The organism is Novosphingobium sp. (assembly GCF_031417815.1).
Classification (GTDB): domain Bacteria; phylum Pseudomonadota; class Alphaproteobacteria; order Sphingomonadales; family Sphingomonadaceae; genus Novosphingobium.
In genome coordinates, this window is record NZ_JANOWI010000010.1 from 49,014 (window position 1) to 72,201 (window position 23,188).

21 protein-coding genes are annotated in these 23,188 nt (G+C 64.8%); 11 read left to right on the forward strand and 10 right to left on the reverse strand.

Annotated elements, in window-relative coordinates; translation table 11 throughout:
* Positions 1-49: 49 nt before the first annotated feature.
* From RMN99_RS02260 to RMN99_RS02285, 6 genes are all read right to left on the reverse strand, one after another.
* Positions 50-1,363 carry a cytochrome P450 gene (locus RMN99_RS02260; protein ID WP_309621668.1) on the reverse strand — a complete coding sequence of 438 codons (1,314 nt, stop codon included), beginning with the start codon at positions 1,361-1,363 and terminating at the stop codon, positions 50-52.
* Complete coding sequence (locus tag RMN99_RS02265; protein ID WP_309621669.1) at positions 1,360-2,904, reverse strand: acyl-CoA synthetase; 1,545 nt, start codon at positions 2,902-2,904, stop codon at positions 1,360-1,362. The genes RMN99_RS02260 and RMN99_RS02265 overlap by 4 nt, the downstream gene beginning before the upstream one ends.
* Before the next feature lie 167 nt (positions 2,905-3,071).
* Positions 3,072-3,782 (reverse strand): M23 family metallopeptidase, encoded by a 711-nt coding sequence (locus RMN99_RS02270; protein ID WP_309621670.1) that lies wholly within the window; start codon positions 3,780-3,782, stop codon positions 3,072-3,074.
* A gap of 177 nt (positions 3,783-3,959) precedes the next feature.
* Positions 3,960-4,262 (reverse strand): DUF455 family protein, encoded by a 303-nt coding sequence (locus RMN99_RS02275; protein ID WP_309621671.1) that lies wholly within the window; start codon positions 4,260-4,262, stop codon positions 3,960-3,962.
* Between the two features lie 13 nt (positions 4,263-4,275).
* Positions 4,276-4,749 carry a peroxiredoxin gene (locus RMN99_RS02280; protein WP_309621672.1) on the reverse strand — a complete coding sequence of 158 codons (474 nt, stop codon included), beginning with the start codon at positions 4,747-4,749 and terminating at the stop codon, positions 4,276-4,278.
* A 4-nt stretch (positions 4,750-4,753) separates the two neighbouring features.
* Positions 4,754-7,462 carry a bifunctional [glutamine synthetase] adenylyltransferase/[glutamine synthetase]-adenylyl-L-tyrosine phosphorylase gene (locus RMN99_RS02285; protein ID WP_309621673.1) on the reverse strand — a complete coding sequence of 903 codons (2,709 nt, stop codon included), beginning with the start codon at positions 7,460-7,462 and terminating at the stop codon, positions 4,754-4,756.
* 119 nt (positions 7,463-7,581) lie between these two features.
* On the opposite strand from RMN99_RS02285, the gene RMN99_RS02290 reads away from it, so the two are divergent.
* The 10 genes from RMN99_RS02290 (at position 7,582) to RMN99_RS02335 (ending at position 18,715) form a co-directional block, all read left to right on the forward strand.
* On the forward strand, positions 7,582-9,276 hold the full coding sequence (locus RMN99_RS02290; RefSeq protein ID WP_309621748.1) for a M28 family metallopeptidase: 1,695 nt from the start codon (positions 7,582-7,584) through the stop codon (positions 9,274-9,276).
* Positions 9,277-9,278: 2 nt separating this feature from the next.
* Complete coding sequence (locus tag RMN99_RS02295) at positions 9,279-10,256, forward strand: agmatine deiminase family protein (protein ID WP_309621674.1); 978 nt, start codon at positions 9,279-9,281, stop codon at positions 10,254-10,256.
* Between the two features lie 50 nt (positions 10,257-10,306).
* Positions 10,307-11,050 carry a polysaccharide deacetylase family protein gene (locus tag RMN99_RS02300; protein WP_309621675.1) on the forward strand — a complete coding sequence of 248 codons (744 nt, stop codon included), beginning with the start codon at positions 10,307-10,309 and terminating at the stop codon, positions 11,048-11,050.
* Positions 11,047-12,198, forward strand: coding sequence for a glycosyltransferase (locus RMN99_RS02305; protein WP_309621676.1), 1,152 nt, complete (start codon positions 11,047-11,049; stop codon positions 12,196-12,198). Before RMN99_RS02300 ends, RMN99_RS02305 begins: the two co-directional genes overlap by 4 nt.
* Positions 12,195-13,079 (forward strand): hypothetical protein, encoded by an 885-nt coding sequence (locus tag RMN99_RS02310; RefSeq protein WP_309621677.1) that lies wholly within the window; start codon positions 12,195-12,197, stop codon positions 13,077-13,079. Before RMN99_RS02305 ends, RMN99_RS02310 begins: the two co-directional genes overlap by 4 nt.
* On the forward strand, positions 13,076-13,603 hold the full coding sequence (locus tag RMN99_RS02315; RefSeq protein WP_309621678.1) for a DUF2141 domain-containing protein: 528 nt from the start codon (positions 13,076-13,078) through the stop codon (positions 13,601-13,603). The genes RMN99_RS02310 and RMN99_RS02315 overlap by 4 nt, the downstream gene beginning before the upstream one ends.
* Before the next feature lie 4 nt (positions 13,604-13,607).
* On the forward strand, positions 13,608-14,753 hold the full coding sequence (locus RMN99_RS02320) for a glycosyltransferase (protein ID WP_309621679.1): 1,146 nt from the start codon (positions 13,608-13,610) through the stop codon (positions 14,751-14,753).
* 66 nt (positions 14,754-14,819) lie between these two features.
* Positions 14,820-15,908, forward strand: coding sequence for a 4-hydroxyphenylpyruvate dioxygenase (gene hppD / locus RMN99_RS02325; protein WP_309621680.1), 1,089 nt, complete (start codon positions 14,820-14,822; stop codon positions 15,906-15,908).
* A complete protein-coding gene (locus RMN99_RS02330) occupies positions 15,905-16,462 on the forward strand; it encodes a VOC family protein (protein WP_309621681.1) in 558 nt (185 codons plus the stop codon). The genes hppD and RMN99_RS02330 overlap by 4 nt, the downstream gene beginning before the upstream one ends.
* Before the next feature lie 357 nt (positions 16,463-16,819).
* On the forward strand, positions 16,820-18,715 hold the full coding sequence (locus RMN99_RS02335; RefSeq protein WP_309621682.1) for a TonB-dependent receptor domain-containing protein: 1,896 nt from the start codon (positions 16,820-16,822) through the stop codon (positions 18,713-18,715).
* On the opposite strand, the gene RMN99_RS02340 is transcribed toward RMN99_RS02335, so the two are convergent.
* Complete coding sequence (locus RMN99_RS02340; RefSeq protein WP_309621683.1) at positions 18,712-19,191, reverse strand: Lrp/AsnC family transcriptional regulator; 480 nt, start codon at positions 19,189-19,191, stop codon at positions 18,712-18,714. The two genes, RMN99_RS02335 and RMN99_RS02340, sit on opposite strands and share 4 nt — an antisense overlap.
* A gap of 114 nt (positions 19,192-19,305) precedes the next feature.
* Between RMN99_RS02340 and RMN99_RS02345 the strand changes: the two genes are divergently transcribed.
* Entirely contained in the window at positions 19,306-19,551 is a 246-nt protein-coding gene (locus RMN99_RS02345) for a DUF6356 family protein (protein ID WP_309621684.1), read from the forward strand.
* Here the strand turns inward: RMN99_RS02345 and RMN99_RS02350 are convergent.
* The 3 genes from RMN99_RS02350 to RMN99_RS02360 form a co-directional block, all read right to left on the reverse strand.
* Positions 19,548-21,668 carry a PBP1A family penicillin-binding protein gene (locus RMN99_RS02350; RefSeq protein ID WP_309621685.1) on the reverse strand — a complete coding sequence of 707 codons (2,121 nt, stop codon included), beginning with the start codon at positions 21,666-21,668 and terminating at the stop codon, positions 19,548-19,550. The genes RMN99_RS02345 and RMN99_RS02350 overlap by 4 nt on opposite strands.
* A gap of 79 nt (positions 21,669-21,747) precedes the next feature.
* The gene (locus RMN99_RS02355) at positions 21,748-22,194 is read right to left on the reverse strand and encodes an NfeD family protein (RefSeq protein ID WP_309621686.1); all 447 of its coding nucleotides are present in this window, start codon (positions 22,192-22,194) and stop codon (positions 21,748-21,750) included.
* A gap of 4 nt (positions 22,195-22,198) precedes the next feature.
* A complete protein-coding gene (locus RMN99_RS02360; RefSeq protein WP_309621687.1) occupies positions 22,199-23,113 on the reverse strand; it encodes an SPFH domain-containing protein in 915 nt (304 codons plus the stop codon).
* Between the last annotated feature and the right edge of the window lie 75 nt (positions 23,114-23,188).

The following is a 23,188-nucleotide window of genomic DNA, read 5'->3' on the forward strand; positions in this document are numbered from 1 at the left end:
TTAGCGACCTTTTACAATGGTGCCACTAAGACTTTGCACTGACAAGCCCTCAGTGCCCTGTGATTCGCAGCGGCAAGGTCTTGAGCCCGCCGACGAAGGTGCTTTTGGCGCGCTTGTATTCACCGGCCAGTTCAACGCTGTCGATCCGGTCGAGCAAGGCTTCGAACAACAGCCGCATTTCGAGCCTTGCGAGGTGGAGGCCCAGACATTGGTGCGCGCCGGCGCCAAAGGCGAGATGCCGGTTCGCTTCGCGCGCCGCGTCGAATTTGCGCGGATTGTCGAACTGCGCCGGATCGTGGTTGGCGGCGACATAGTTGATCATCAGCCAGTCTCCGGCCTTGATCGTTACATCGCCGAACGCGGCATCTTCGGTGGCGGTGCGCATGAAGTGCTGGACCGGGCTGGTCCAGCGGATCGCTTCCTCGACAATCCCGGGCACCAGGCTGCGATCGGCCTTCACGCGGGCGAACTGCTGCGGGTCCTGGGCCAGCGCCAGCATCGCGCCGGCGGTCGATGCGCTGGTGGTATCGTGCCCGGCGGCGGCGACAATGATGTAATAGCCGGCCCGGTCGCGCGCGGTGATCGGTTCGCCGTCGACCATCGCCGTGGCCAGAATCGTTGCCACGTCGTCGGTCGGGTTGGCGCGGCGCTGCGCGGCAAGGCCTTCGAAATAGGTCTCGAATTCGGCCACCGCGCCGAACACGATCTGGCTGATGATCTCGGGTGTCATCTGCGCCATGCCGCTTTTCGAAAGGTCCTCATCCTGTCCGCCGAACATCTGCTGGGTCAGGAACAGCATCTTGGCTTCGTCTTCCTCGGGCACGCCAAGGATTTGCATCACGACGTGCAGCGGATAGGGCGCGGCGACCAGGGGCACGAAATCGACGATATCTTCGCCGCCATTCGACGCCGCGACAAACCGGTCGGCGGTCTTTACCGCAAGCTCGCGGATCGCGGCTTCGATGTTGCGCAGGTTCTTGGGCATGAACCAGTCCTGCGTCAGACGGCGCAATTTGGGATGTTTGGGTGCATCGAGCGCGACCAGCGAGGAGACCAGATTGGGACTTTCGTCACCCTGCTTGGCGGTGACATCGCGGGCCAGTGCCTCGCCTTCCTTGGTGGTGAAGACGGTCGCGCGCGGGGCATTGAGGAAGTGGGCGTTGTCCTTCGACACCCGCATCGCATCGTCATAGCGGGTCAGCAGCCAGAACGGGTCAAATTCGCCCCCCGGGCTTTCGATCCGCACCACCGGGGTGTCCGCGCGCAGCCGGTCGAACACATCGAGCAGCGGGTCCCATGCGGCATAGTGCTTGGGATCGAGCACCGCTTCGGCATCGGCGGGAGAGGCAACGGGGCCGGTCATGAATTATCTCCTGCCTGAGCCTTTTCGTAGGCTTCCTTGTATTCGTCGCGCAGCAACCGCTTGTAGAGCTTGCCGGTCAGTTCACGCGGCAACTGTTCGCGAAAATCGATCTGGCGCGGCATTTTCACCCGGCTGAGCTGCGGCCCAAGATAGGCCAGCAATTCGTCAGAGAGTTCGCTGGTTGCTTCGCCCATGTCCATCGGCTGGACCACCGCCACCACACGCTCGCCCATATCCGGATCGGGCGCGCCGATCACCGCGGCATCGGCCACCTTGGGATGGGTGATCAGCAGGTTTTCGATCTCCTGCGGGTAGATGTTGACCCCGCCCGAAATGATCATGAAGCTCTTGCGGTCGGTCAGGAACAGATAGCCGTCTGCGTCCATGTACCCGACATCGCCCAGGCTCGACCAGCCGTACTTGTTCTTGGCGTCGGCGGTTTTGCCGGGATCATTGTGGTATTCGAACGGAACCATCCCTTCGGTTGGTTCGAAAAACACCTGGCCTTCGCTGCCGGCCGGCACTTCGTCACCCTCTTCGTCGCAGATGTGCAGAATCCCTGACAGCGCCTTGCCAACCGAGCCAGGCTTGGTCAGCCATTCCTGGCTGGTGATGAAGGTCGATCCGTTGCCTTCGGTACCGGCGTAGTACTCATACAACACCGGACCCCACCATGCGATCATCGCCTGCTTGACCGGCACCGGGCACGGCGCGGCGGCGTGGATCGCGCATTTGAGCGTCGAGACATTGTACTTGTCGCGTACCTCCTGAGGCAGCTTGAGCATCCGCACGAAATGCGTCGGCACGAACTGGCTGTCGGTGATCCTGTATTTCTCGATCGCCGCCAAAGCGGCTTCGGGATCGAAGCGTTCCATCACCACCACGGTGCCGCCGATCTTGTGCACGGTCATCGACCAGCGCAGCGGCGCGGCGTGATAGAGCGGGGCAGGGGACAGATAAACCGCGTCCTCATTGATCCCGTAAGCCATCATCGCGAGCTGGACCAGGACATTGGTCTGGTCGATCGCCGGATCGACTGGCAGCGGGATCTTGACCCCCTTGGGCCGCCCGGTGGTACCCGAGGAATAGAGCATATCCACCCCGGCGCGCTCATCGGCGATCGGGTCAGCGGGCATCGCCCCGATTGTGGTTTCGGCATCCCGGCCAAAGCGCAATTGCGGGACCTGCGGTGCCAGCGCGGCAACTTCGTCCATCGTCGGGGCGAGATAAGCCGACGAGAACAGCAGTTTCGCGCCGCTGTCTTCAAGGATATAGGCGATCTCGGGCGCAGTCAGGCGGCTCGAAATGCCGACATAGTGCACCCCGGCGCGCTGGAAACCCCAGGCCAGGCAGAAGAACCACGGGTGGTTTTCAAGGCACAGCGCCACGGTATCACCGATCCCCACGCCGCGCGCGCGCAGCAGCTGCGCCACCTGGTTCGAACGACGGTCAAGCTCGGCATAGGTCACCACCTCGCCGCTGCCCGCCATGATGATCGCGGGCTTATCGGGATGGCCTCGGGCGTGGATGCTGGGATGCATTTCTCTCTCCGTCGCAGCCGCTACGGCCGTCTTCGCAAATCGGTTTAATCGATCGATTAAAGCGCGCAACGGGATTCGTCATTGGCGAACGCGTTCACGGCACCAAAACAAACAAAAAGGACGATGGTTGCCCATCGCCCTTTTGGAATTTCTCAGGTCCGAAGCGATCAATCGTCGCTGTCAGGACCGCCGATTGCCAGCTGGGTACCGGTAGCCGCCGGCGGCTTGGCCCCGCCCTGCAGGTACGGAACCGGGTTCACGGCAGCGCCGGCGATGCGCACTTCATAGTGCAGGTGCGGTCCGGTCGAACGGCCGGTCGAACCGACATAGCCGATCAGGTCACCCTTCTTGACGGTCTGGCCGGCAGCGACATTGAGCCGCGAGAGGTGGCCATAACGGGTCTGGATGTTGCCGCCATGCTCGATCGAGATGAACAGGCCATAGCTTGAGAACCGGTCAGCCTTGCTGATCACGCCATCGGCCGTAGCATAGACCGGGGTGCCGGTGGGCATGGCAAGATCGATGCCCTTGTGCTGGCGGCGGCCGCCGATCACCGGGTGGAAGCGCATGCCATAGCCGCTGGTCAGCGTCGCGCCGTTGACCGGCATGCGCGACGGGATCGAAACGCTGGTCGGGCGATAGCTGGGCGCAACCATCGTGCTGGGGCCAGTGCTGCGGGTCTGAACCAGTTGGCCATCATCGGCCGATTTCCAGCCGGTGAACAGTTGCTGGAATTCGGGATCGCCACCAGCAGCCGAAGGGCGGCTGTCCTGGGCAGCGCGCAGCGGTGCGGTGACATCGGCGCTGGCAGCAGCGCTGTTGGCCAGCGCGGGATTGGCCGAAGCCATGCTCACCGCGGCGATTATCAGGGCTGCCACACCACGAAACTTGGCTAGGAACGAAATCGCGACCACCAAACACTACCTTGTTTTTTACGGCCTCGTAGGACCGTGCGAACCGAATTTGCGACAGTTGGAACAACTGGTCGCGGTATGCGTTGAGATGGTCGGAATTCCCCCCCGCCGTCTCTGGAGGGGTGCTTGCCGGGGTAAAAGTTAACTTGCAACCCCGGCATGGAAACTGCGCGGTAAACCGGCACTGAGGCGGGTTGAGTCGTTGAACGGCGGCTTAACGGTGCCTCCGAAATGGCGCGCGACCAATGTTTTCCAAAGGATTTCCGGGGATTCGCCACGGGATTCGGCCAGCGCGACGAAATGCGTTGATCTGAACCGGACAAGCCTGATTTCGTCGTCAAGGATTCGTTCGAGGATCCGCGCACCGCACATATTGCGCGGGCTGGCGCGATCAAGGCCAGATCCTCTCCATTTTCGGCGAACGCCGCAAATGGGGAGGACCATGGCTGGCGCGCCTTCACAATGCCTTTGCTGCCTCCAGCACGTCCGCGGCGTGGCCCTTGACTTTCACCGGGCTCCACACCCGTGCAATTCGGCTATCTGCGCCGACCAGATAGGTCGAACGGACCATGCCCATATAGGTGCGGCCATACATCGACTTTTCGGTCCAGATCCCCAGTGCATCAGATAGCCCATCCGTTTCGGCATCGCTGGCCAGCGGCGCGGCAAGGGCGTATTTTTCGATGAATTTGAGATGCTTCTTGGGCGGGTCCTTGCTGATCCCGAGCAGCGCGGCCCCGGCCTGGGCAAAATCCCCGGCCAGCGCAGAAAAGTCCTGGTTCTCGGTGGTGCAGCCGGGGGTATCGTCTTTGGGGTAGAAGAACAGCACCAGCTTCTGCCCGGCATAGTCGCCGGGCCGAATAGTGCTGCCATCGCTCAGCGTCAGTGCCACATCGGGAAGCGGGTCGCCCACGCCGGGAAAGCTGCTCATCACCTCAAACCTCCAGTTCTTCGCCAAACACCGCCTGCCAGGCCGCCGCGACCGTGCGCCGCGATTCGGCCAGTAGCGCCAGTACCGCTTGCCAATCGCCGCATTGGCAGGCGCTGGCAAGTACTGTGCGCGCGGCAGGCGGCGGCGCTTCGGCATCGGGCGCGAGCAGCCGCGAGGCAATCAGGAAACGGCTCATCGCCGCATGCGCGGCGACGATCTCTGGTGCCAACAGACCAGCTTTGGCCAGCCCGGCCAGCGCGTTGCGGATCGACGGGGTCAGCGCCGTACCGCTGCTTAGCTGCAGGTAATGTGTGATGAATTCGACATCGACCAGCCCGCCGCGCGTCAGCTTGATGTCGAGCGGGCCCCTGGCGGGCTTGTGGTGCGCCATTTCGGCGCGCATCGACAGGACATCGGCCTTGAGCTTCACCAGATCGCGCGGGGCCGCCAGCACGCCGGTGATGATTGCGCGCAGGTCTTTCATGGCGGTAGCAGGACCGAACAGCGGCCGGGCCCGGGCCAGCGCCATGTGCTCCCAGGTCCAGGCGCTTTCGCGCTGATAGCGGGCAAAGGCAGCGAAGCTGACCGCGATCGGCCCTTGCGCACCCGACGGCCGCAGGCGCGTATCAACCTCGTACAGCGCGCCTTCTGCGGTCGGCACCGAAAGCGCGGCGATCACTCGCTGGGCCAGGCGGTTGAAGTACAGCGTGGCACCCAGCGGGCGCGGCCCATCGCTTTCGCGGGTGTGCTCGCCGCTGAACAGGAACACCAGATCGAGGTCTGACGCATGGGTCAGCGCCCCGCCGCCGAGCCGCCCAAGCCCGAGCACCACCATGTCGCAGCCGGCAATGCGGCCGTGGACTTTCTCGAATTCCGCCGTTGCCGCGCGCGCCAGCACCGCCAGCGCGGCTTCGGCCACGCGTGACAGCGCTTCGCCCAGCTCGAGCGGATCGCGCGATCCTTCGATCAGCTGGACGCCCAGCTTGAAGCGCAGTTCGCCAACCCGGCGGCGCACCCGGCCCAGCGTCTGTTCGTAATCGTCGTCCGCCTCGCCGTGCGCAAATTGTTCGACCAGCGCCTTGACGGGCCCCGGCAGATCGAACGCGCTGGCATCGATCAGCGGATCGAGCAGATCGCTGCGCCGCGCCAGTGCATCGGCCAGCGGCGGGGCCAGGCCAAGGATGCGGGCGAGCAGCGCCAGCAGGGCGGGGCGCGCTTCGAGCAGGCGGAACAGGTTGATCGCGCTGGGTAGCCCCGCCAGCAGTTCCTCCCACCTGAGCAGCGCCCGCATCGGTTCGGGCGCATGGGCGAAGGCTTCGAGCAAGGGCACGAGGATCCCGTCGAACGCGGCGCGCGCCGGTTCGCTGCGCAGCGCCCGCACCTTGCCCGCGCGCCAGCCCTGGATCCGCGCCTCAAGCTCAGCCGGATCGGGATAGTCCAGCCGCTCCAGCTCTGCCTCAAGCGCGCCCCCGCCGCGTGCCGCAACCCGGGTTTCCGCAGCTTCGCCGCCGTGCTGTTCGATCAGCCGGTCATAGCGTTGCCCGACTGCCTCGGTGATCGCCGCCAGTTCACTTACCAGCGCCGCGCCATCGGCCAGGCCATCGAGCTGCGCAACATGATCGAGCGCAACCGGATCTGTCGGCAGGCTGTGGGTCTGCTGGTCCGCCATCATCTGCAACCGGTGCTCGATCGTGCGCAGCCGGTCATAGTTTTCGCCGAGAACCTGGGCATCGCCGGGTTCGATCAGCCCTTCGGCGGCCAAGGCGTCAAGGCTGGCGCGGGTGCCGCGCAGCCGCACCGAAGGGTGACGCCCGCCGTGGATCAGCTGATGCGTCTGGGCGAAGAATTCGATCTCGCGGATCCCGCCGCGGCCCTGCTTGATATTGAAGCCCGGGCCAGGGCGGCTGGGCCCGGAATGATTGGCGCGGATCCGCTGGGTCAACCGCCCGATTTCATTGATCGCCCCGAAATCGAGGCTCTTGCGCCACACGAACGGCCGGATCGCTGCCAGGAACGCTTCGCCTGCGGCAATATCGCCGGCGCAGGACCGGGCGCGGATAAAGGCGGCGCGTTCCCACGCCAGTGCCGAGCTTTCATAGTGGCTCAGCGCGCCTTCGAACGGGATCGCCAGCGGGGTGACTTCGCTGGCGGGCCTGAGGCGCAGGTCGATCCGGAAGACATAGCCTTCGTGCGTGACGTGGCTCATCAGTTCGACCAGCTTGCGGGCGATCCGCTGGGCGGCTTCGCCGGGTTCATCACGGCTGCGGCGCGGCAGCTTCGCGGGATCATAAAGCAGGATCGGGTCGATGTCCGAGCTGTAGTTGAGCTCCTGCGCGCCGTGCTTGCCCAGCGCCAGCGCGGTGAACCCGGCGGGCTCGCAATCCGCGACCCGTTCACGGATTGCGGCGGCGATCGCCCGGTCCAGCGCGCGGTCGGCAAAGGTGGATAGTTCGCCGACCACGCGGGCCAGCGGGAAGGCACCTGCCAGATCGCCGACAGCCAGCGCCAGCGCCAGAGCCCGCTTTTCGCGGCGCAGCGCCACACCGGTGTCCTCGCAGGCAGCCCCTGCGGCCCTCGCCCAGCCAAGCGCCGCCTGCTCCTCGCCAGTAACAAGCAGCGCCGCCAGATCAGGCAGCCGTTCCAGCCCCGCGGCCAGGAAGGGGGCATGCGCGCGGGCGCGGGCCAGGGCATTGGTCCAGTCGGGACGGGTCATGGAGCGGCGATGCCCTGCTGCGCCTGCGCGATCAAGCGGTTCGTCGGATGCCGCCTTGCGCGTGGGCGTGTGCTTTGCCACTGTCGTGCGATTGTCCCTTTGCATGAGGCTTGCCCGTCATGATCGCCAAACCGACCCGCCGTATCGCACTTGTGGCGGCCGCCGCTGCCTTGGTGCTGGGCGCTGCTGTTGCCGCCAAGCCGCTGCGCAGCGCATTCAGCCCGATCCCCAAAGTGGTGGTGCCGGAAATCTCCATCGACACTTTGCGCGGGGTCACCCAGGAATTGTCGAGCGACCGCTACGAAGGCCGCGGCCCGGCCACCCGCGCCGAAGACCTGACGATCACCTACATCATCAAGCGCTTTCAGGCCGCCGGGCTCAAGCCAGGCAACAACGGCAGCTGGCTGCAAGAGGTACCCACGGCGGAGATCGAGGCGCAGCATGCATCGGGTCTGCATGTCATGGCCGGTGACAAGATGCTGCAGTTCGATTTCGGCAAGGACATGGTCGTCGCCAGCTACCGCGCGGTGCCGCGCACCGAAATCAGCGACGCCCCGCTGGTCTTCGTCGGATACGGGATCAACGCGCCCGAGCTGGGCTGGAACGATTATGCCGGGCTCGACATGAAGGGCAAGATCGCGGTCGTGCTGGTCAATGATCCCGACTATGAGCAGGCCACCGAACAGGGCCTCTTCAAGGGCCGCCGGATGACCTATTACGGGCGCTGGACCTACAAGTATGAAGAAGCCGCCCGGCAGGGCGCGGCGGGTGTGCTGATTGTCCACGATACCTTCCCCGCGGCTTACGGCTGGCAAGTGGTCAATTCCAGCTGGACCGGCCCGCAGCTCTATATCCAGAGCGCCGATAACGGGATGAGCCAGACGCAGGCCAACGGCTGGATCCAGAAGCCGGTGGCCGAAGCGATTTTCAGCGCAGCGGGACAGGATCTGGCCGCGCTGAGCGCCAAGGCCAAGCGCAAGGGCTTCAAGCCGGTGCCGCTTTCGGCCACGGCCAGCCTGGCGTTCGACAACAAGATCACCAAGGGCGTATCGCGCAACGTGATCGGGATCCAGCCGGGCAAGACCCGCCCGAATGACTATGTGCTCTATACCGCGCACTGGGATCACCTCGGCCGCTGCACGCCTGATGCCAGCGGCGATGACATCTGCAACGGCGCGATCGACAATGCCACCGGCGTCGCCGCGCTTGCGGCGCTGGCCGAAGCCAACGTCAAGGCCGGCCCGGCCGCGCGCAGCCAGGTATTTCTGGCGGTGACGCTGGAGGAATCGGGGCTGCTGGGGTCGAAGTATTATGCCGAACACCCGGTCTATCCGCTCGCGCGCACGGTTGGCGGGGTCAATATGGACGGGGTCGGCCCGGGCAGCCCCAGCCGCGACGTGAGCATGGCGGGCGGCGACAAGAACGAACTGACCCGCTATCTGGGCGCCGCGATGAAGCAGATGGGCTTCTACCTGACCCCCGAGCAACACCCCGAACGCGGGGGCTATTACCGCAGCGATCACTTCAGTTTCGCCAAGCTGGGCGTGCCGATGTTCGCGGTTAGCCGCGGCTCTGACTGGATCACCGGCGGGAAGGCAGCTGGCGAAGCGGCAGCTGAGGATTATGTCCAGCACCGCTATCACCAGCCCAGCGACCAGTTTGATCCCGCCTGGGATTGGTCGGGCGCGCAGCAGCAGGTGCAGCTCTATTACCTGCTCGGCCGGATGCTCGCCATGGGCAGTGATTGGCCCAACTGGCACAAGGGCGACGAATTCCGTGCGGTGCGTGATCGCAGCCGGGCCGGCGGGAAATAGCCATGACATTCATGCCGCCCGAATGGCACCCGCAGCGCTGGCTGTGGGTAGGTTTCCCGCACCTCGCCGAAGAATGGCCGGGGTTTCTGGGCCGTGCGCAGGAGCAGATTGCCGAGTTTGCCAGCGCGGTGGCGGATAGCGGGCAAGAGGTGCGGCTGGTGGTGCGTGATGCGGCCAACCGGGCGCGGGCGGAGGCTTTGTGTTCCTCGGCGGTGACGCTCGAAATGCGGCGCTACGGTGATGTCTGGCTGCGTGATACCGGGCCGCTGGTGGTGGAGCGTGATGGCCAGCAAGTGGGCCAGCGGTTCGGCTTCAACGGCTGGGGCGGTAAATACCTGATGGACGGTGATCAGGAGATCGGCGCAGAGCTGGCGGCAAGCGCCGGGCTGACGGCTCAAACGGCGGACTGGGTGCTGGAAGGCGGCGCGCTCGACCCTGATGGCACGGGGCTGGTCGCCACAACCGAGCAGTGCCTGCTCAACTCCAACCGCAATCCGCACCTGTCGCGCGGCGATATCGAGGCGCGGTTGCAGCGCGACCTCGGCTTTGACCGGGTGCTGTGGCTGGGTGACGGGCTGGTGGGTGATCACACCGATGGCCACGTCGACAACATCGCGCGGTTTGTCGCGCCGGGCGTGCTGGCACTGCCCCGCGCGACCGGGGCGGATGATCCCAACGCGGCGATCTACGCCGATGCCAAGGCGCGCGCCGAGGCATTCGGGGTGCAAGTGTGCGAAGTGCCTTCACCGGGCCGGGTGGAATCGGACGGGCGGATCGAACCCGCCAGCTACATGAATTTCGCGATCACGACCAAACTCGTGGTGGTGCCGATCTATGGCACGGCCCACGATGCCGCCGGGGTGGCTGCGATCGCTGACTTGTTCCCGACCCGCGACGTGGTCGGGATCATGGCCGATGCAGTGCTCGCGGGCGGGGGCAGTTTCCACTGCGCCAGCCAGCAGATGCCGGAGCGGCTTTGAGCTAAACCGGATTTTGGTTCAACCGCGTTTGTTGTATGGGCAGTTTCAAGATGTCCAAACTCCTCCTCGCCTCGATCCACGATGTCGGCCCGCGCTTTGAACGTGAGGTCGATCAATTGGCCGAGCTCATGTCCGGCATTCTCGGCGGGCCGAAATTCGCCATGCTGGTGGTGCCCGATCACTGGAGCGAGGCACCGCTGGCCGGGAACGCCGCGTTTCAGCGCCGCTTGCGCGATTGGGCGGATAGCGGCGCCGAAATGTTCGTCCACGGCTGGTTCCACAAGGACCTGGCGCAGCACAGCGGCGCGGCGGCCTTCAAGGCAAAGCATATGACCGCGGGCGAGGGTGAGTTCCTCGGCCTGTCGCGCGCAGTCGCAGCCCAGCGCATGGCCGATGGCCGCAAGCTGATCGAGGATGCGACGGGGCGCGCAGTGGCGGGGTTCATTGCGCCTGCGTGGCTCTATGGCGAAGGCGCGATGGAGGCGCTGGCGACCAGCGGCTTCGCTTTGGCTGAAGACCATATGAAAGTCTGGCAACCGGCCAGCGGCAAGGTGCTGGCCAAAGGCCCGGTGATCACCTGGGCGAGCCGCTCGCTGCCGCGTCAGCTGTCTTCGCGCATGGTCGCGGGGCTGGCGCGCCATGCGCTGCACCCGCAAAAGGTGATGCGGATCGCGGTGCATCCTGGCGATACGGCGGTGCCTGCACTGCTGGGCAGCATTGCCGCAACCTTCAAGGCTTTCGCGGCGCGCCGTCCGGCGGGCCGCTATGCCGATCTGCTCACGCGATCCGCATGAACGGGCCGCTCCGGATCGCGGTGCCGATCCACAGTTTTGAACCGGGCGGGGTGGAGCGGGTGGCGCTGAACCTGTGCGCCGCATGGGCGGCGGGCGGCGTTGCAGTCACCGTGGTGCTGGGGCGCGAGGACGGGGCGATGGCAGCAACCGCGCCAAAGCTCGATTACGCGCTTGAACACGAACCGGTGCCGACCGCCCGCTTTGAGACTCTGTGGATGATGTGGCGGCTTTACCGTCATCTTCGGCACAATCCCACCGACGTCGTCTTCGCTGGCGGCAACACCTATGCGGTGGTCGCGGTGGTGATGAAGATGCTGCTGGGGCGGCGCTGTCCGCCACTGGCGATCAAGATCAGCAATGACCTTTACCGGATGAATCTGCCCGCCCCGGCACGTTGGTGCTATCGCCGTTGGCTGGCGGTGCAGCGGCGCTTTATCGACCATTTTGTCGGCATGGCCGAGCCGATGCGGGCCGAAATCGCCGAATGCACCGGTGTGGCCGATGACCGCATCAGCATCATCGAGGATCCGGCGCTGGCAGAAGGCCAGTATCAGGCACTCCTCGCCCTGCCGCGTCCGTCAGGAGGACCGCGCGCGCTGCAGTACCTCGCCATCGGGCGGCTGTCCGGGCAGAAGAATTTTGCCAACCTGCTCAGCGCCTTCGCCTTGCTCCCCGCCGATGCGCGGCTGACAATCGTCGGCGAAGGGCCGGATCGGGGCAAGCTGGAGCGGCTGGCGAACGAACTTGGCATTGCCGGGCGGCTGGCCATGCCCGGCCATACCGATCCCGCACCGTACCTTGCTGCCGCTTCGGCGCTGGTGCTTTCGTCGGACTATGAGGGCGTGCCTGCGGTGGTGATCGAGGCGCTGGCGGCGGGGCTGCCGATTGCCGGCACCGATTGCAGCGTGTCGATGGGATCACTGCTTGGCTATGGCCAGTACGGCAAGCTCGTGCCGACCCGTTCGCCCGAACGGCTGGCCGAGGCGATGGAGGCGGTGCTGGCGATTCCGTTCGATCCCGCCGCCGCGCGCGCGTCGGTGGCGAAATTCCGCATCGCCGCCGCGGCCACCCGCTATCGTGCGCTGTTCGCCGCGCTGGCAATGGCGAAGGTGCAGCCCAGCTCCGCGCCAGGCCGCAGCCCGCGATGAGCGCGCCGCAAAGCGAAAGCCGCGGCGGCAATCGCTGGGCGGCGCTGGCCAGCATGGCGGTTTCGCTGGCGCTGCTGATCGCCGTGGCGCTTCAGTTCCGCGATCTCGATTTGGCAGCGCTGCTGCGGCTGTTGCCGCTTTCGCCGGTGTTCTGGCTGGCCTTTGCCGGCTATTATCTGGCGCTGCCGATCAGCGAATGGGTAATCTACCGGCGGCTGTGGCATTTCCCGTCTGCGGGATTTGGGGCGCTGCTGCGCAAGCTGGTCTCGAACGAGCTGCTGCTGGGCTATCTGGGCGAGGCGCAATTCTATGCGTGGGTCCGCGCGCGCGGCAGAGTCGATAATGCGCCGTTCGCCGCGATCAAGGACATTACGATCCTCTCTGCGCTGGCCGGCAATCTGGCGACGCTGGTGATGCTGGCGCTGGCCTGGCCCTATGTTTCGGCCGGACAGCTGGGCCTGCAGGGGCAGACGGCTTTTGCGGCGCTGGGCGTGGTGCTGCTGACCTCGCTGGCGATCCTGTTGTTCCGGCAAAAGCTGTTCACCCTGCCGCAGCGCGAACTGGCGTTCATTGCGGCGGTGCATGTGGTGCGGATCGCGGCGGTGCTGCTGCTGTCGGCGGTGATGTGGCACGCGGTGCTGCCCGCCGTCGCGCTGACCATGTGGCTGGTGCTGGCGACGCTGCGCCAGCTGATTTCACGGCTGCCGTTGATGCCCAACAAGGACGTGGTATTTGCCGGGCTGACCGTGCTGCTGCTTGGCAACGGCGCGCAGGTTGCGGCATTGATGGCGATGATGGCGGTGCTGCTGCTGGTCACGCATCTCGCCGTCGGGACAGTTTTTGGCCTGCTGGGCCTGATCGATACGGAGAAGACGAAATGAAGCCGATTGCTGCCCTTGCGGCATTGCCCCTGTTGCTGGCCGCTGGGCCGGCGCTGCGTTCCAGCCCCGATCTGGGCAAGGCCGAGGGGCGCTGCCGCCCCGGAGAAACAGGCCCGGCGCTGCTGGTCGAAGCGGCCGGTCTCAAGGACCGCGCCGGACAGATCAAGGTTGAGGTCTATCCGCCCAACGACACGGATTTCCTGGCTGATGACAACGTGCTGGTCGCCGCTGGCAAGGTGTTCCGCCGGGTTGAGGCACCCCCGCCCAAAAGCGGCGCGGCGGTGCTGTGCATCCGCATTCCCGGCCCCGGCACCTATTCGCTGGTGGTGCTGCATGATCGCGATATGGACCGCAAGTTCAACTACAAGGTCGATGGCATCGGCTTTGCCAGCAATCCCAAACTGGGCTGGTCCAAGCCCAAAGCCAGTTCAACCCGCGTGGTGGTGCGTTCGGGCGGGGTCTCACGGGTCTCGGTGGTGCTCAACTACAAGAACGGGCTGGGCGTCGGGCCGGTCGGGCGCTGAGCGGTTGCACCTGGTCGATGTCTGCGCATTTTACACCCCGCACGGCGGCGGGGTGAAGACCTATGCCGAACAGAAGCTGCGGATCGGGCCGGACCTCGGCGCGCGGATCACGGTGCTGGCTCCGGGCGATGAGCACGCGGTGATCGACTTTGGTCCGGGGGCCCAGCTGATCACGATCCCTTCGCCGCGGCTCGCGGTGGACAAGAACTACTGGTATTTTGCCGATCAACCGGCGCTGCAGGCCGCGCTTGATCGGCTAAGGCCCGATCTGGTCGAATGCTCGTCGCCGTGGCGCAGCCCTTCGTGGGTGGCGAACTGGCGGCCCGATGTGGCCAAGGCACTGTTCCTGCACGCCGATCCGCTGAGCGCCTATGCCTATCGCTGGTGCGATCCGCTGCTGCCGCGCGCGGCCACTGACCGGCTGTTCGCGCCCTATTGGCAACATATCCGCGCGTTAAGTGCACGCTATGACAGCGTGATCTGCGCCAGCCGCGATCTGGCCGGACGGATGCAGGCGGGCGGGGTGGCCAACATTCGCTGCGAACCGATGGGGGTTGACGAAGGCGTCTTCTCCCCCGCCAACCGCGATCCGGCACTGCGGGCAAAGCTGCTGGCTGACCTCGGCTTGCCCGAAAGTGCCGGGCTGTTGATCGGGGTGGGGCGGCTCGCGGGGGAAAAGCGCTGGCCGATGGTGATCAAGGCCGTGCGCCGCGCCGCCAAAGACCGCCCGCTCGGCCTGATCCTGCTGGGCGGCGGGCGCAAGGAAGCCGAAGTGCGCGCCGCAATCGGCACCGATCCGCATATCAAGCTGCTCGATCCGGTGCGCGACCGGCCGCGCTTTGCCGCGATCCTCGCCAGCAGCGATGCGCTGGTCCACGGCTGCGAGGCGGAAACCTTTGGCCTGGCCGCGGCCGAAGCACGCGCCAGCGGGGTGCCGGTGGTGGTGCCGGATCGCGGCGGCGCGGCCGAACAGGCCGATGGCGGCGCGGGCGTGACTTACAAAAGCGCTGATCCCGAGGCCCTGGCGCAGACGATCCGTGCGCTCGCTGAGCAAGGGTTCCCGCGCAGCCATACTGGCGAAGTGCAAACCATGCGGGGTCATTTCGAACAGCTTTTTGGCCATTACCGCGAACGGATCGCCGCGCATTGACTTGACTTTTCGTGGCGGCAAACTAGTTGCATTTGCAACCAGTCCTCCCACGCGAGTCTTTCTCCCATGGCCGATCTGTTCGAAAACCCGCTGGGCCTTGATGGCTTCGAATTCGTCGAATTCTGCGCCCCGGAAAAAGGCCTGCTCGAACCGGCTTTCGCGGCCATGGGTTTCACGCAGATTGCCCGCCATCGCTCGAAGGACGTCCAACTGTGGCGCCAGGGCGATATCAACCTGATCGCCAATTACGAGCAGCACAGCCCGGCGTGGTATTTCGCGCAGGAACACGGCCCTTCGGCCTGCGGGATGGGCTGGCGGGTGCGCGATGCGGCGGGGGCTTATGCCGAAGCTATCGCGCGCGGGGCCGAGCCGGTTGAAAGCCGCACCGGGGTGATGGAACTGCGCCTGCCCGCATTCCGCGGGATCGGCGGATCGATGATCTATCTGATCGACCGCTATGGTGATGACCTGTCGATCTATGACATCGATTTCGTCTACGAACCGGGCATCGATCGCCACCCGGTGGGTGCAGGCCTCAACCTGATCGATCACCTGACTCACAACGTTTATGGCGGACGGATGGCGCACTGGGCGGCGTTTTATGAACGGATCGCCGGTTTCCGCGAAATTCGCTTTTTCGATATCAAGGGCGAATATACCGGCCTGACCAGCAAGGCGATGACCGCGCCCGATGGCAAGATCCGCATCCCGCTGAACGAAGAAGGCAAGGCTGGCGGCGGCCAGATCGACGAATTTCTGCGCGCCTACAACGGCGAAGGGATCCAGCACATCGCCTTCATCTGCGATGATCTGCTGGCCGTGTGGGACCGCCTGATGGCAATCGGCACTCCGTTCATGAGCGCGCCGCCCGCAACCTATTACGAGATGCTGGACGAGCGTTTGCCTGGCCACGGCGAGCCGGTGGCCGAACTGCAGCGGCGCGGCATCCTGCTTGATGGCTCGACCAAGGATGGCGATCCGCGTTTGCTGCTGCAGATCTTCAGCGAAACGCAGGTCGGCCCGGTGTTCTTCGAATTCATCCAGCGCAAGAAGGACGAAGGGTTCGGGGAAGGCAATTTCACCGCCTTGTTCGAATCGATGGAGCGCGACCAGATCCGCCGCGGCGCGCTTCAGGTTGAAGGAGCTACCGAATGAACACCGCACCTGCCCTCAAGCGCATCCACCACGTCGCCTATCGCTGCCGCGACGCGAAGGAAACGGTGGACTGGTACCAGCGCACCCTCGGCATGGAATACGTGACCGCGTTCAGCGAGGACAAGGTCCCTTCGACCGGTGAGGACGATCCCTACATGCACGTCTTCCTCGATTGCGGCGGCGGCAATGTGCTGGCCTTTTTCGAACTGCCGCAGCAGCCTGACATGGGCAAGGATCCCAACACCCCGGCCTGGGTCCAGCATCTTGCGTTCGAGGTTGAGGATCTCAACGCATTGCTTGCCGCCAAGGCGCATATCGAAGCGCAGGGCATCGAAGTGATCGGGCCGACCTATCACGGCATCTTCCGCTCGATCTATTTCTTCGATCCCAATGGTCACCGGCTGGAACTGGCCTGCAACATCGGCACCCCCGATCAGTATGCCGAACTGCGCGCCATCGCGCCGGCCATGCTCAACGAATGGGCCGCGACCAAGCGCGCGCCGCGACACGCGGCCTGGCTGCACGAGGACCCGGCTGAACGCGGCGACGCATAATACCAGACTACACTGATCCTGACCCATGAGGACGGGTTCTGGCGGTTCTCGGCAAGGAGCACACGAAGTGGCGATGTGGTTCATCGTCACGAGCGCGCGACGCTGTCCGAGGGTCGCCAGAACCCGCCTCCGGGTGCCCTTTCCCGCCCGCTGGACTTCGTCGCAGCCTCGCCACGATAAACCACATCGTAGCTTCGACTGTTCCTTGCCAGCGAACGGGAAAGGGCAATCCTCATGGGTCAGGATCAGTGCAGGCTGGTATAAGGGGCTTTTCACGCCGCCCATAATCGGTATGGGCGACATATGCGTTTTGATTTGCAACTGGGGGCCGCGGCTTGCGCCGCATGTGTAGTCTTTGTGCCGCAGTGCGCGTGGGCGCAGCGTGCCGACGAAAACGCCGCCACCCAGTCGAGCGATGCCTTCGGCCGTTCGGTGGGTAACGACAAAAGCGGGATCTACAATTCCGACGATGTCCGCGGGTTCAACCCGGTCGACGCGGGCAATGTCCGGATCGAGGGCCTGTACTTCGATCAGGTGGACCGGATTTCGCAGCGGGTAATCGATGGCAACACGATCCGCGTCGGCATCGCCTCGCAGCGCTTTGCCTTCCCCGCGCCAACCGGCCTTGTCGACTATGGCCTCACCCAGCCGCGCGACAAGGCCAGCTACAGCTTCAATCTCGAACTGGGCAATTCGTTCTCCACCGGGCTGGGCGGCTCGTTCGAATTCAAGCAACCGCTCGACGGCGCACGGCTGGGTATTTCGGGCGGGGCGGGATTTCGCAATGCACACCGCTTTGAAGGCGGAGATGGTACGTTCAACGCGCTTGGCGGATCACTGGCGTTCCGGCCTTCGCCCGGCACCGACGTGATCCTGTTCGTCGGCGATTTCCGTTCACGCAGCGATGAAGCCCGCCCGACGCTGTTCCTGGCCGGAACCGCCGGCCCGCCAGTGCTCGAACGCGGGCAAGACCTCAGCCAGCCGTGGACCGGGCGCGATAGCGATAGCTGGCAATGGGGCGGGGTCGTCCGCACCCCGCTCGGCAATGGGTTGCGGCTGGAAAGCGGGCTGTTCCATGCCCGGCGCGATTACCACCAGGCCTATGCCGATCTCTACACCGGGGTCCAGGCTGACGGGACCAGCACCGGGCACCGCATCATCGCCGATCGCGGCGCGTTCGACAGTTCGATCTCGGGCGAGCTGCGCCTGATCAAACATTGGAAGCGCGGCGGGACCAGCCAGCAGGTGATTGTGTCCTTGCGCGGGCGGCACAAGGTGCGCCGCTTCGGCGGGGTGGCCAGTTTCAATCTCGGCCCTGGCGATTTGACCAGCCGCACCGAATTTGCCCGCCCCGCCATCCTGATCGGTGCCAAGAACCGCGACCAGGTGGATCAGCTTACCGCCGGGATCGGGTGGAGCCTGGTCAGCGATTCCGGGCTGATCATTGATGCCGGGCTGTCGCGCGGCAGCTATGCGAAGGCGATCGATTTTGCCGATCCGCTGCTGGCCGATCCGCGCATCGATGACCGGCCGATCACCTGGAACCTCTCGGCTTCCTACCGCGTGCTGCCGCGCCTTACCCTCTATATCGGGGCATCGCGCGGGCTCGAAGAAGCGCTGATCGCACCCGACGTAGCGATCAATCGTTCGGAAGCGCCGCCGGCCATCCGCACCAGCCAGATCGAAGCCGGGATCAAGCTGGCGCTCAGCCCCAAACTGACGCTGGTGGCGGGCGCGTTCAGCATCACCAAGCCTTACTACAATCTCGATCCGGCGCTGCGTTATCGCCAGCTGGGCGATCTGACCAATCGCGGGATCGAGCTGTCGCTTACCGGGCAGATCGTGCCCGGGCTCAGCGTGGTTGGCGGAACGATGCTGCTCGATCCGAAAATTGCGGGCGAGGCGGTGGAAAGCGGCCAGATCGGTCCGCGCCCGCTTGGCCAGGTGCGCAGCCACACCTTTGTGACACTCGACTGGCGGCTGGGCGAGGGCCATGGCCCGCTGTCGTTCGACATGACAGTGGAAGGCTGGTCAAGCCGCGTCGGAAATTCTGCCAACACGCTGTTCGCCCCGCCGCGCGCAGTGATCAATCTGGGCGTGCGTTACCGGATCAAGACCGCCGGCGGCAGCTTCCTGATCCGGCCGCAAGTGCTCAACCTGTTCGACAATTACGGTTGGCAGGTCTCCACCAGCGGCGGCTGGACCTATTCCGCCCCGCGTTCGATCGCACTGCAACTCGTCGCCGATTTCTAGGCTGGCCGCGCCAGCGCGGTGGTCGCCTTCATCTTTTCCATCGAAAAGCTGGAACTGACATCGGCCAGATCGGGCACCGCGGCGATCAGCTTGCGGTAGATCCGGTCATAGTGGGCAATATCGCGCACCACGATCTTGAGCAGGTAATCGACGTCGCCGGCCATACGGTGGCATTCGCTGATCTCGTCGATTGCCGCAACGCCCTTGCTGAACGCTTCCAGCCAGGCGGGATCGTGCCGCTGGGTGCGGATCGCCACGAACACGGTGGTGGCAAGGCCCAGCTTGGCGGCATCAACCAGCGCGACGCGCCGGGCAATGATGCCGCTGTCCTCGAGCCGCTTGATCCGCCGCCAGCAGGCGTTGGCGGACAGCCCGACCCGGTCCCCCACTTCGTGCACCGGCAGCGATGCATCGCGCTGGACGACGCCAAGGATTGCCCAGTCAATCGCATCCAGTTGCGGAAAAGCATCATTCATTGGGATAGAATAACCGCATCAAAGCGATATTGCCAGAATTTAGGTGATGAAATTTACGAAAGTTCGCCGTATCTTGCACGCACGTCAACCGCATCGCTTTCGGGGAGGCAAGCCATGGCCATCAAGCACCTGTTTACCCAGCATCCGGCCGCCGTCGGCGAAAGCTATGGCCAGCACCTGGCAGTGGCCGGGAGTTTCGGCTTGCGGATGATCCTGGGCGGCATCGCCTGCCTGATCCACGCCGTCCTGCCGTTCCTGTTCGTGCGCACCGGCTCGGTTCAGATCAGCGCGCTGCACGATACGATGGTGGCGCACCGCCGGCGCCCGCCGCTGCCGGCGATACTCGACTTCGTGATCTAGTTCGGCGGCGCGCCGTCGCCGCTATCGCGGCCCGTTGCCTTGTCGAGGAAGTCGTCACTGGCCGCTGGCGGCGCGTCGACCGGCTCAAGCCCGTTGCGATCGGCGTCGTCCGGCCCAGCGGCGGGTTCATCGCCTGGTGGTGTCTGGCGCCGCGAAGTGGCCGAAGTGCCTGGCGGTTCGATCAGATTGCCGTTCTCATCGACATAATAGTATTCGTCGGGGCTGCCGCTGAACTGGCCTTGGTCATCGGCTGAAAGCTGCCACGCCGGCGCGACCATTTCGGTCTGGAACTTTTCAACCGGTCGGCCCGCCACGGCGACTCTCATATATGCGGCAAAGGCACGCGCCGGGGCGTGCCCGCCTTGCAGTCCGTTGACCGGGCGGTTGTCATCGCGGCCCATCCACACGCCGGTGGTGATCCCGCTGGAAAAGCCAAGGAACCAGCCGTCCTTGTTGGACGATGTGGTGCCGGTCTTGCCGGCCACCGGGCGGCCAATCTGCGCGGCCTGGCCGGTGCCGATTGCCACCGCGCTCTGCAACAGATCGGTGATGCCGTTGGCGACGTTTTCAGGCACCAGCTGCGTGCTGCCCTTGGTCTCATGCTGGTAAAGCAGTTCGCCGTCGGTGGTGGTCACCTTGATGATCCCATAGGGTTCGACCGATCTGCCGCGCGCGGAGACTGCGGCGAAAGCCCGGGTCATGTCGATCACGCGCACTTCGTTCGATCCCAGCACCATCGAAGGTACGGTCGAAATCGGGGTGGTGATGCCAAACCGCCGCGCCATCGATGCGACCGATGAGAAGCCCACTTCGTTGCCAAGCTGCGCCGCCACGGTGTTCTTCGAATAGGCAAAAGCGGTGCGCACATCGATCTTGCCGGCAAAGCCGCCGCCCGAATTCTGCGGGCTCCAGCCCTGGATCGTCACCGGTTCATCCACCACTTCGGTCGCCGGGGTGTAGCCAGCCTCCAGCGCGGCGAGATAAACGAACAACTTCCACGCCGAACCCGGCTGGCGCACGGCATTGATCGCGCGGTTGTAGTTGGAGGTGACGTAATCGGTGCCGCCGACCATCGCCAGCACCGCCCCGTCGCGGTCCATGCTGACCAGCGCGCCTTGCGCCCCGGCGGGCGCATTGTTCCTGATCGCCGCCGCTGCGGTGTTCTGCAATCTGATGTCGAGCGTGGTCCAGACTTCGATCGGCCTGGTATTGTCGCCCAGCAGCATATCGAGCTGCGGCAGCGCCCAATCGGTGAAATAGCGGACCGCATTCTGGCCGCCTTCCTGGGCAAATTTGATCGCCTTGAAATCGACCGCACGCGCTGCGCTTGGTGCAACCTTGCCGTTCTCTTCCATCAGGCCAAGCACGACCTGCGCCCGGCCCACTGCGGCCGCAGCGTCGGCGGTGGGGGCATAGTGCGAAGGTGCCTTGACCAGCCCGGCAATGATCGCGGCTTCGGGCAGCGACAGATTGTCGCCGGGGTGGCCGAAGAATTTGCGGGCAGCCGAATCCACGCCGTAAGCGCCGCCGCCGAAGTAGACCTTGTTGAGGTAGAGTTCGAGGATCTGGTCCTTGGAGAACTTCCATTCGATCGCCAGCGCGAGCACCGCTTCGCGCACTTTGCGTGCGAAAGTGCGCGAATTGTTGAGGAATACGGTGCGCGCCAGCTGCTGGGTGATGGTCGATCCGCCCTGGCGGAAGCGTCCATCGCGATAGCGTACATAGAACGAGCGCGCGATCCCGACCGGATCGACCCCGATGTGGCTGTAGTAACGGCGGTCTTCGGTGGAAAGGATCGCGTCCTTCATCACCTGCGGGATCTGGCCGCTGGGCAGCCATTTGCCGTAACTGGGGCCAAGCGAGACGATCTGCGTGCCATCGCGTGCGCGCACCACGATCATCTGCTCGTTCTGGCTGGCTTTGAGCTGATCGTAGCCGGGCAGCGACTGCGCGGCGAGGCCGACCGCGACCGCGAGCGAAAGCACCCCGATCAGCGCGAGCGAAAAGCTCCACACGAACAGGCGGCGAAAGAACAGCCGCCAACCGCCTGGCCGCGGCTTCGATGGCTTGCCGCCGCGCGGCTGGGGGGCAGAGCGCCGGATATCAGACCTGGCCATGGGCTTTAGCGTATTCCTCCCGTGCAGCGTCCGCGTTAGGGCTATGGACGCGCAGGGTTAATGGGGGCAATGTGTAAAATCAGTGCAGATGCTCGACCACCAGCACCGCGCCTTCGGTTGCGGTGACTTTCATGCGGGTGCCGGGCTCGGCATCGGGGCCAGCTGCGATCCATTCGCTGTCCCCCAGCTTGACCCGGCCGCGGCCCGCCGTGATTACTTGTGTGACCATCACCACCTGCCCGATCGCCTGTGCGCCGCGGTGATTGAGCATGGGATCGGCGCTTTCGATCGGATTGCTGCGCAGATAGCTGCGCCCGATGAATACCGAAACCACCGACAGCACCGAAAACAGGACGATTTGCAGCGGCATCCCGATCGGCGCCAGCCACGCGACCACGCCCGTGATCAGCGCGGCACCCGCCAGCCAGATCAGGAACAGGCCGGGGATGGTGATCTCGGCGATCGCCAGCAGCAGCCCCAGCGCCAGCCACAGCCAGTGCGACGAGACGGTATCGAGCCAGGCCATTGCCCTATCCTTCCTTCTTGCCGAGCGCGTCCCTGACCAGTTCGCCGATCCCGCCGATCGAACCGATCAGCTGGGTCGCTTCAATCGGGAACAGGATGGTCTTGGCGTTGGGCGAGGTGGCAAAGGCCGCGACTGCTTCGGTATATTTCTGGGCGACAAAGTAATTGAGTGCCTGGGTGCCCGAAGTGGCGATCGCTTCGGATACCACCTTGGTCGCCTGGGCTTCGGCCTCGGCCAAACGCTCGCGCGCCTCGGCATCGCGGAAAGCGGCCTCCTTGCGGCCCTCGGCCGAAAGGATTGCGCCTTGCTTTTCGCCTTCGGCTTTGAGGATTTCGGCCTGGCGGAACCCTTCGGCCTCAAGAATGTTGGCGCGCTTTTCGCGTTCGGCCTTCATCTGCCGCGCCATCGCGTTGGAGATATCGGCGGGCGGACGGATGTCCTTGATCTCGATCCGGGTGATCTTGACCCCCCACGGTTCGGTGGCGTGATCGATCACCTGCAGCAGCTTGGCGTTGATCTCGTCGCGGCGCGAGAGCGTTTCATCAAGGTCCATGCTGCCCATCACGGTGCGCAGGTTGGTGGTGGTCAGCTGCATGATCGCGACATAGAGGTTGGAGACTTCATAGGCGGCCTTGCCGGCATCGAGCACCTGAAAGAACACCACCGCATCAACGCCGACCATCGCGTTGTCGCGGGTGATGATTTCCTGGCCCGGAATATCCAGCACCTGTTCCATCACGTTGACTTTGTGGCCCACCCGGTCGAAAAACGGGATCAGCACGTGCAGCCCCGGTTCGGCCGCCAGCGTGAACTTGCCCAGCCGTTCAATGGTATAGACATGGCCCTGGCGAACCACGCGGACCCCCATCAGCAGAAGTATGAACACCAACCCCAGCAGGGCAAGCAGAGTACCGACCATCGTTCCAACCCTCGTCGTAAATCAGAAAACTAAGCTTAGCGGCTGGGGGACGGCGGGCAAGCGAAACCGGTTGGC

What these genes read in the sequence shown, in the direction of transcription:
- RMN99_RS02260 (WP_309621668.1), bottom strand. Translation starts at nt 1,363, where the DNA reads ATGACCGGCCCCGTTGCCTCTCCCGCCGATGCCGAAGCGGTGCTCGAT.
- RMN99_RS02265 (WP_309621669.1), bottom strand. Translation starts at nt 2,904, where the DNA reads ATGCATCCCAGCATCCACGCCCGAGGCCATCCCGATAAGCCCGCGATC.
- RMN99_RS02275 (WP_309621671.1), bottom strand. Translation starts at nt 4,262, where the DNA reads ATGGTCCTCCCCATTTGCGGCGTTCGCCGAAAATGGAGAGGATCTGGC.
- RMN99_RS02280 (WP_309621672.1), bottom strand. Translation starts at nt 4,749, where the DNA reads ATGAGCAGCTTTCCCGGCGTGGGCGACCCGCTTCCCGATGTGGCACTG.
- RMN99_RS02285 (WP_309621673.1), bottom strand. Translation starts at nt 7,462, where the DNA reads ATGACCCGTCCCGACTGGACCAATGCCCTGGCCCGCGCCCGCGCGCAT.
- RMN99_RS02290 (WP_309621748.1), top strand. Translation starts at nt 7,582, where the DNA reads ATGATCGCCAAACCGACCCGCCGTATCGCACTTGTGGCGGCCGCCGCT.
- RMN99_RS02295 (WP_309621674.1), top strand. Translation starts at nt 9,279, where the DNA reads ATGACATTCATGCCGCCCGAATGGCACCCGCAGCGCTGGCTGTGGGTA.
- RMN99_RS02300 (WP_309621675.1), top strand. Translation starts at nt 10,307, where the DNA reads ATGTCCAAACTCCTCCTCGCCTCGATCCACGATGTCGGCCCGCGCTTT.
- RMN99_RS02305 (WP_309621676.1), top strand. Translation starts at nt 11,047, where the DNA reads ATGAACGGGCCGCTCCGGATCGCGGTGCCGATCCACAGTTTTGAACCG.
- RMN99_RS02310 (WP_309621677.1), top strand. Translation starts at nt 12,195, where the DNA reads ATGAGCGCGCCGCAAAGCGAAAGCCGCGGCGGCAATCGCTGGGCGGCG.
- RMN99_RS02315 (WP_309621678.1), top strand. Translation starts at nt 13,076, where the DNA reads ATGAAGCCGATTGCTGCCCTTGCGGCATTGCCCCTGTTGCTGGCCGCT.
- hppD (WP_309621680.1), top strand. Translation starts at nt 14,820, where the DNA reads ATGGCCGATCTGTTCGAAAACCCGCTGGGCCTTGATGGCTTCGAATTC.
- RMN99_RS02330 (WP_309621681.1), top strand. Translation starts at nt 15,905, where the DNA reads ATGAACACCGCACCTGCCCTCAAGCGCATCCACCACGTCGCCTATCGC.
- RMN99_RS02340 (WP_309621683.1), bottom strand. Translation starts at nt 19,191, where the DNA reads ATGAATGATGCTTTTCCGCAACTGGATGCGATTGACTGGGCAATCCTT.
- RMN99_RS02345 (WP_309621684.1), top strand. Translation starts at nt 19,306, where the DNA reads ATGGCCATCAAGCACCTGTTTACCCAGCATCCGGCCGCCGTCGGCGAA.
- RMN99_RS02350 (WP_309621685.1), bottom strand. Translation starts at nt 21,668, where the DNA reads ATGGCCAGGTCTGATATCCGGCGCTCTGCCCCCCAGCCGCGCGGCGGC.
- RMN99_RS02355 (WP_309621686.1), bottom strand. Translation starts at nt 22,194, where the DNA reads ATGGCCTGGCTCGATACCGTCTCGTCGCACTGGCTGTGGCTGGCGCTG.
- RMN99_RS02360 (WP_309621687.1), bottom strand. Translation starts at nt 23,113, where the DNA reads ATGGTCGGTACTCTGCTTGCCCTGCTGGGGTTGGTGTTCATACTTCTG.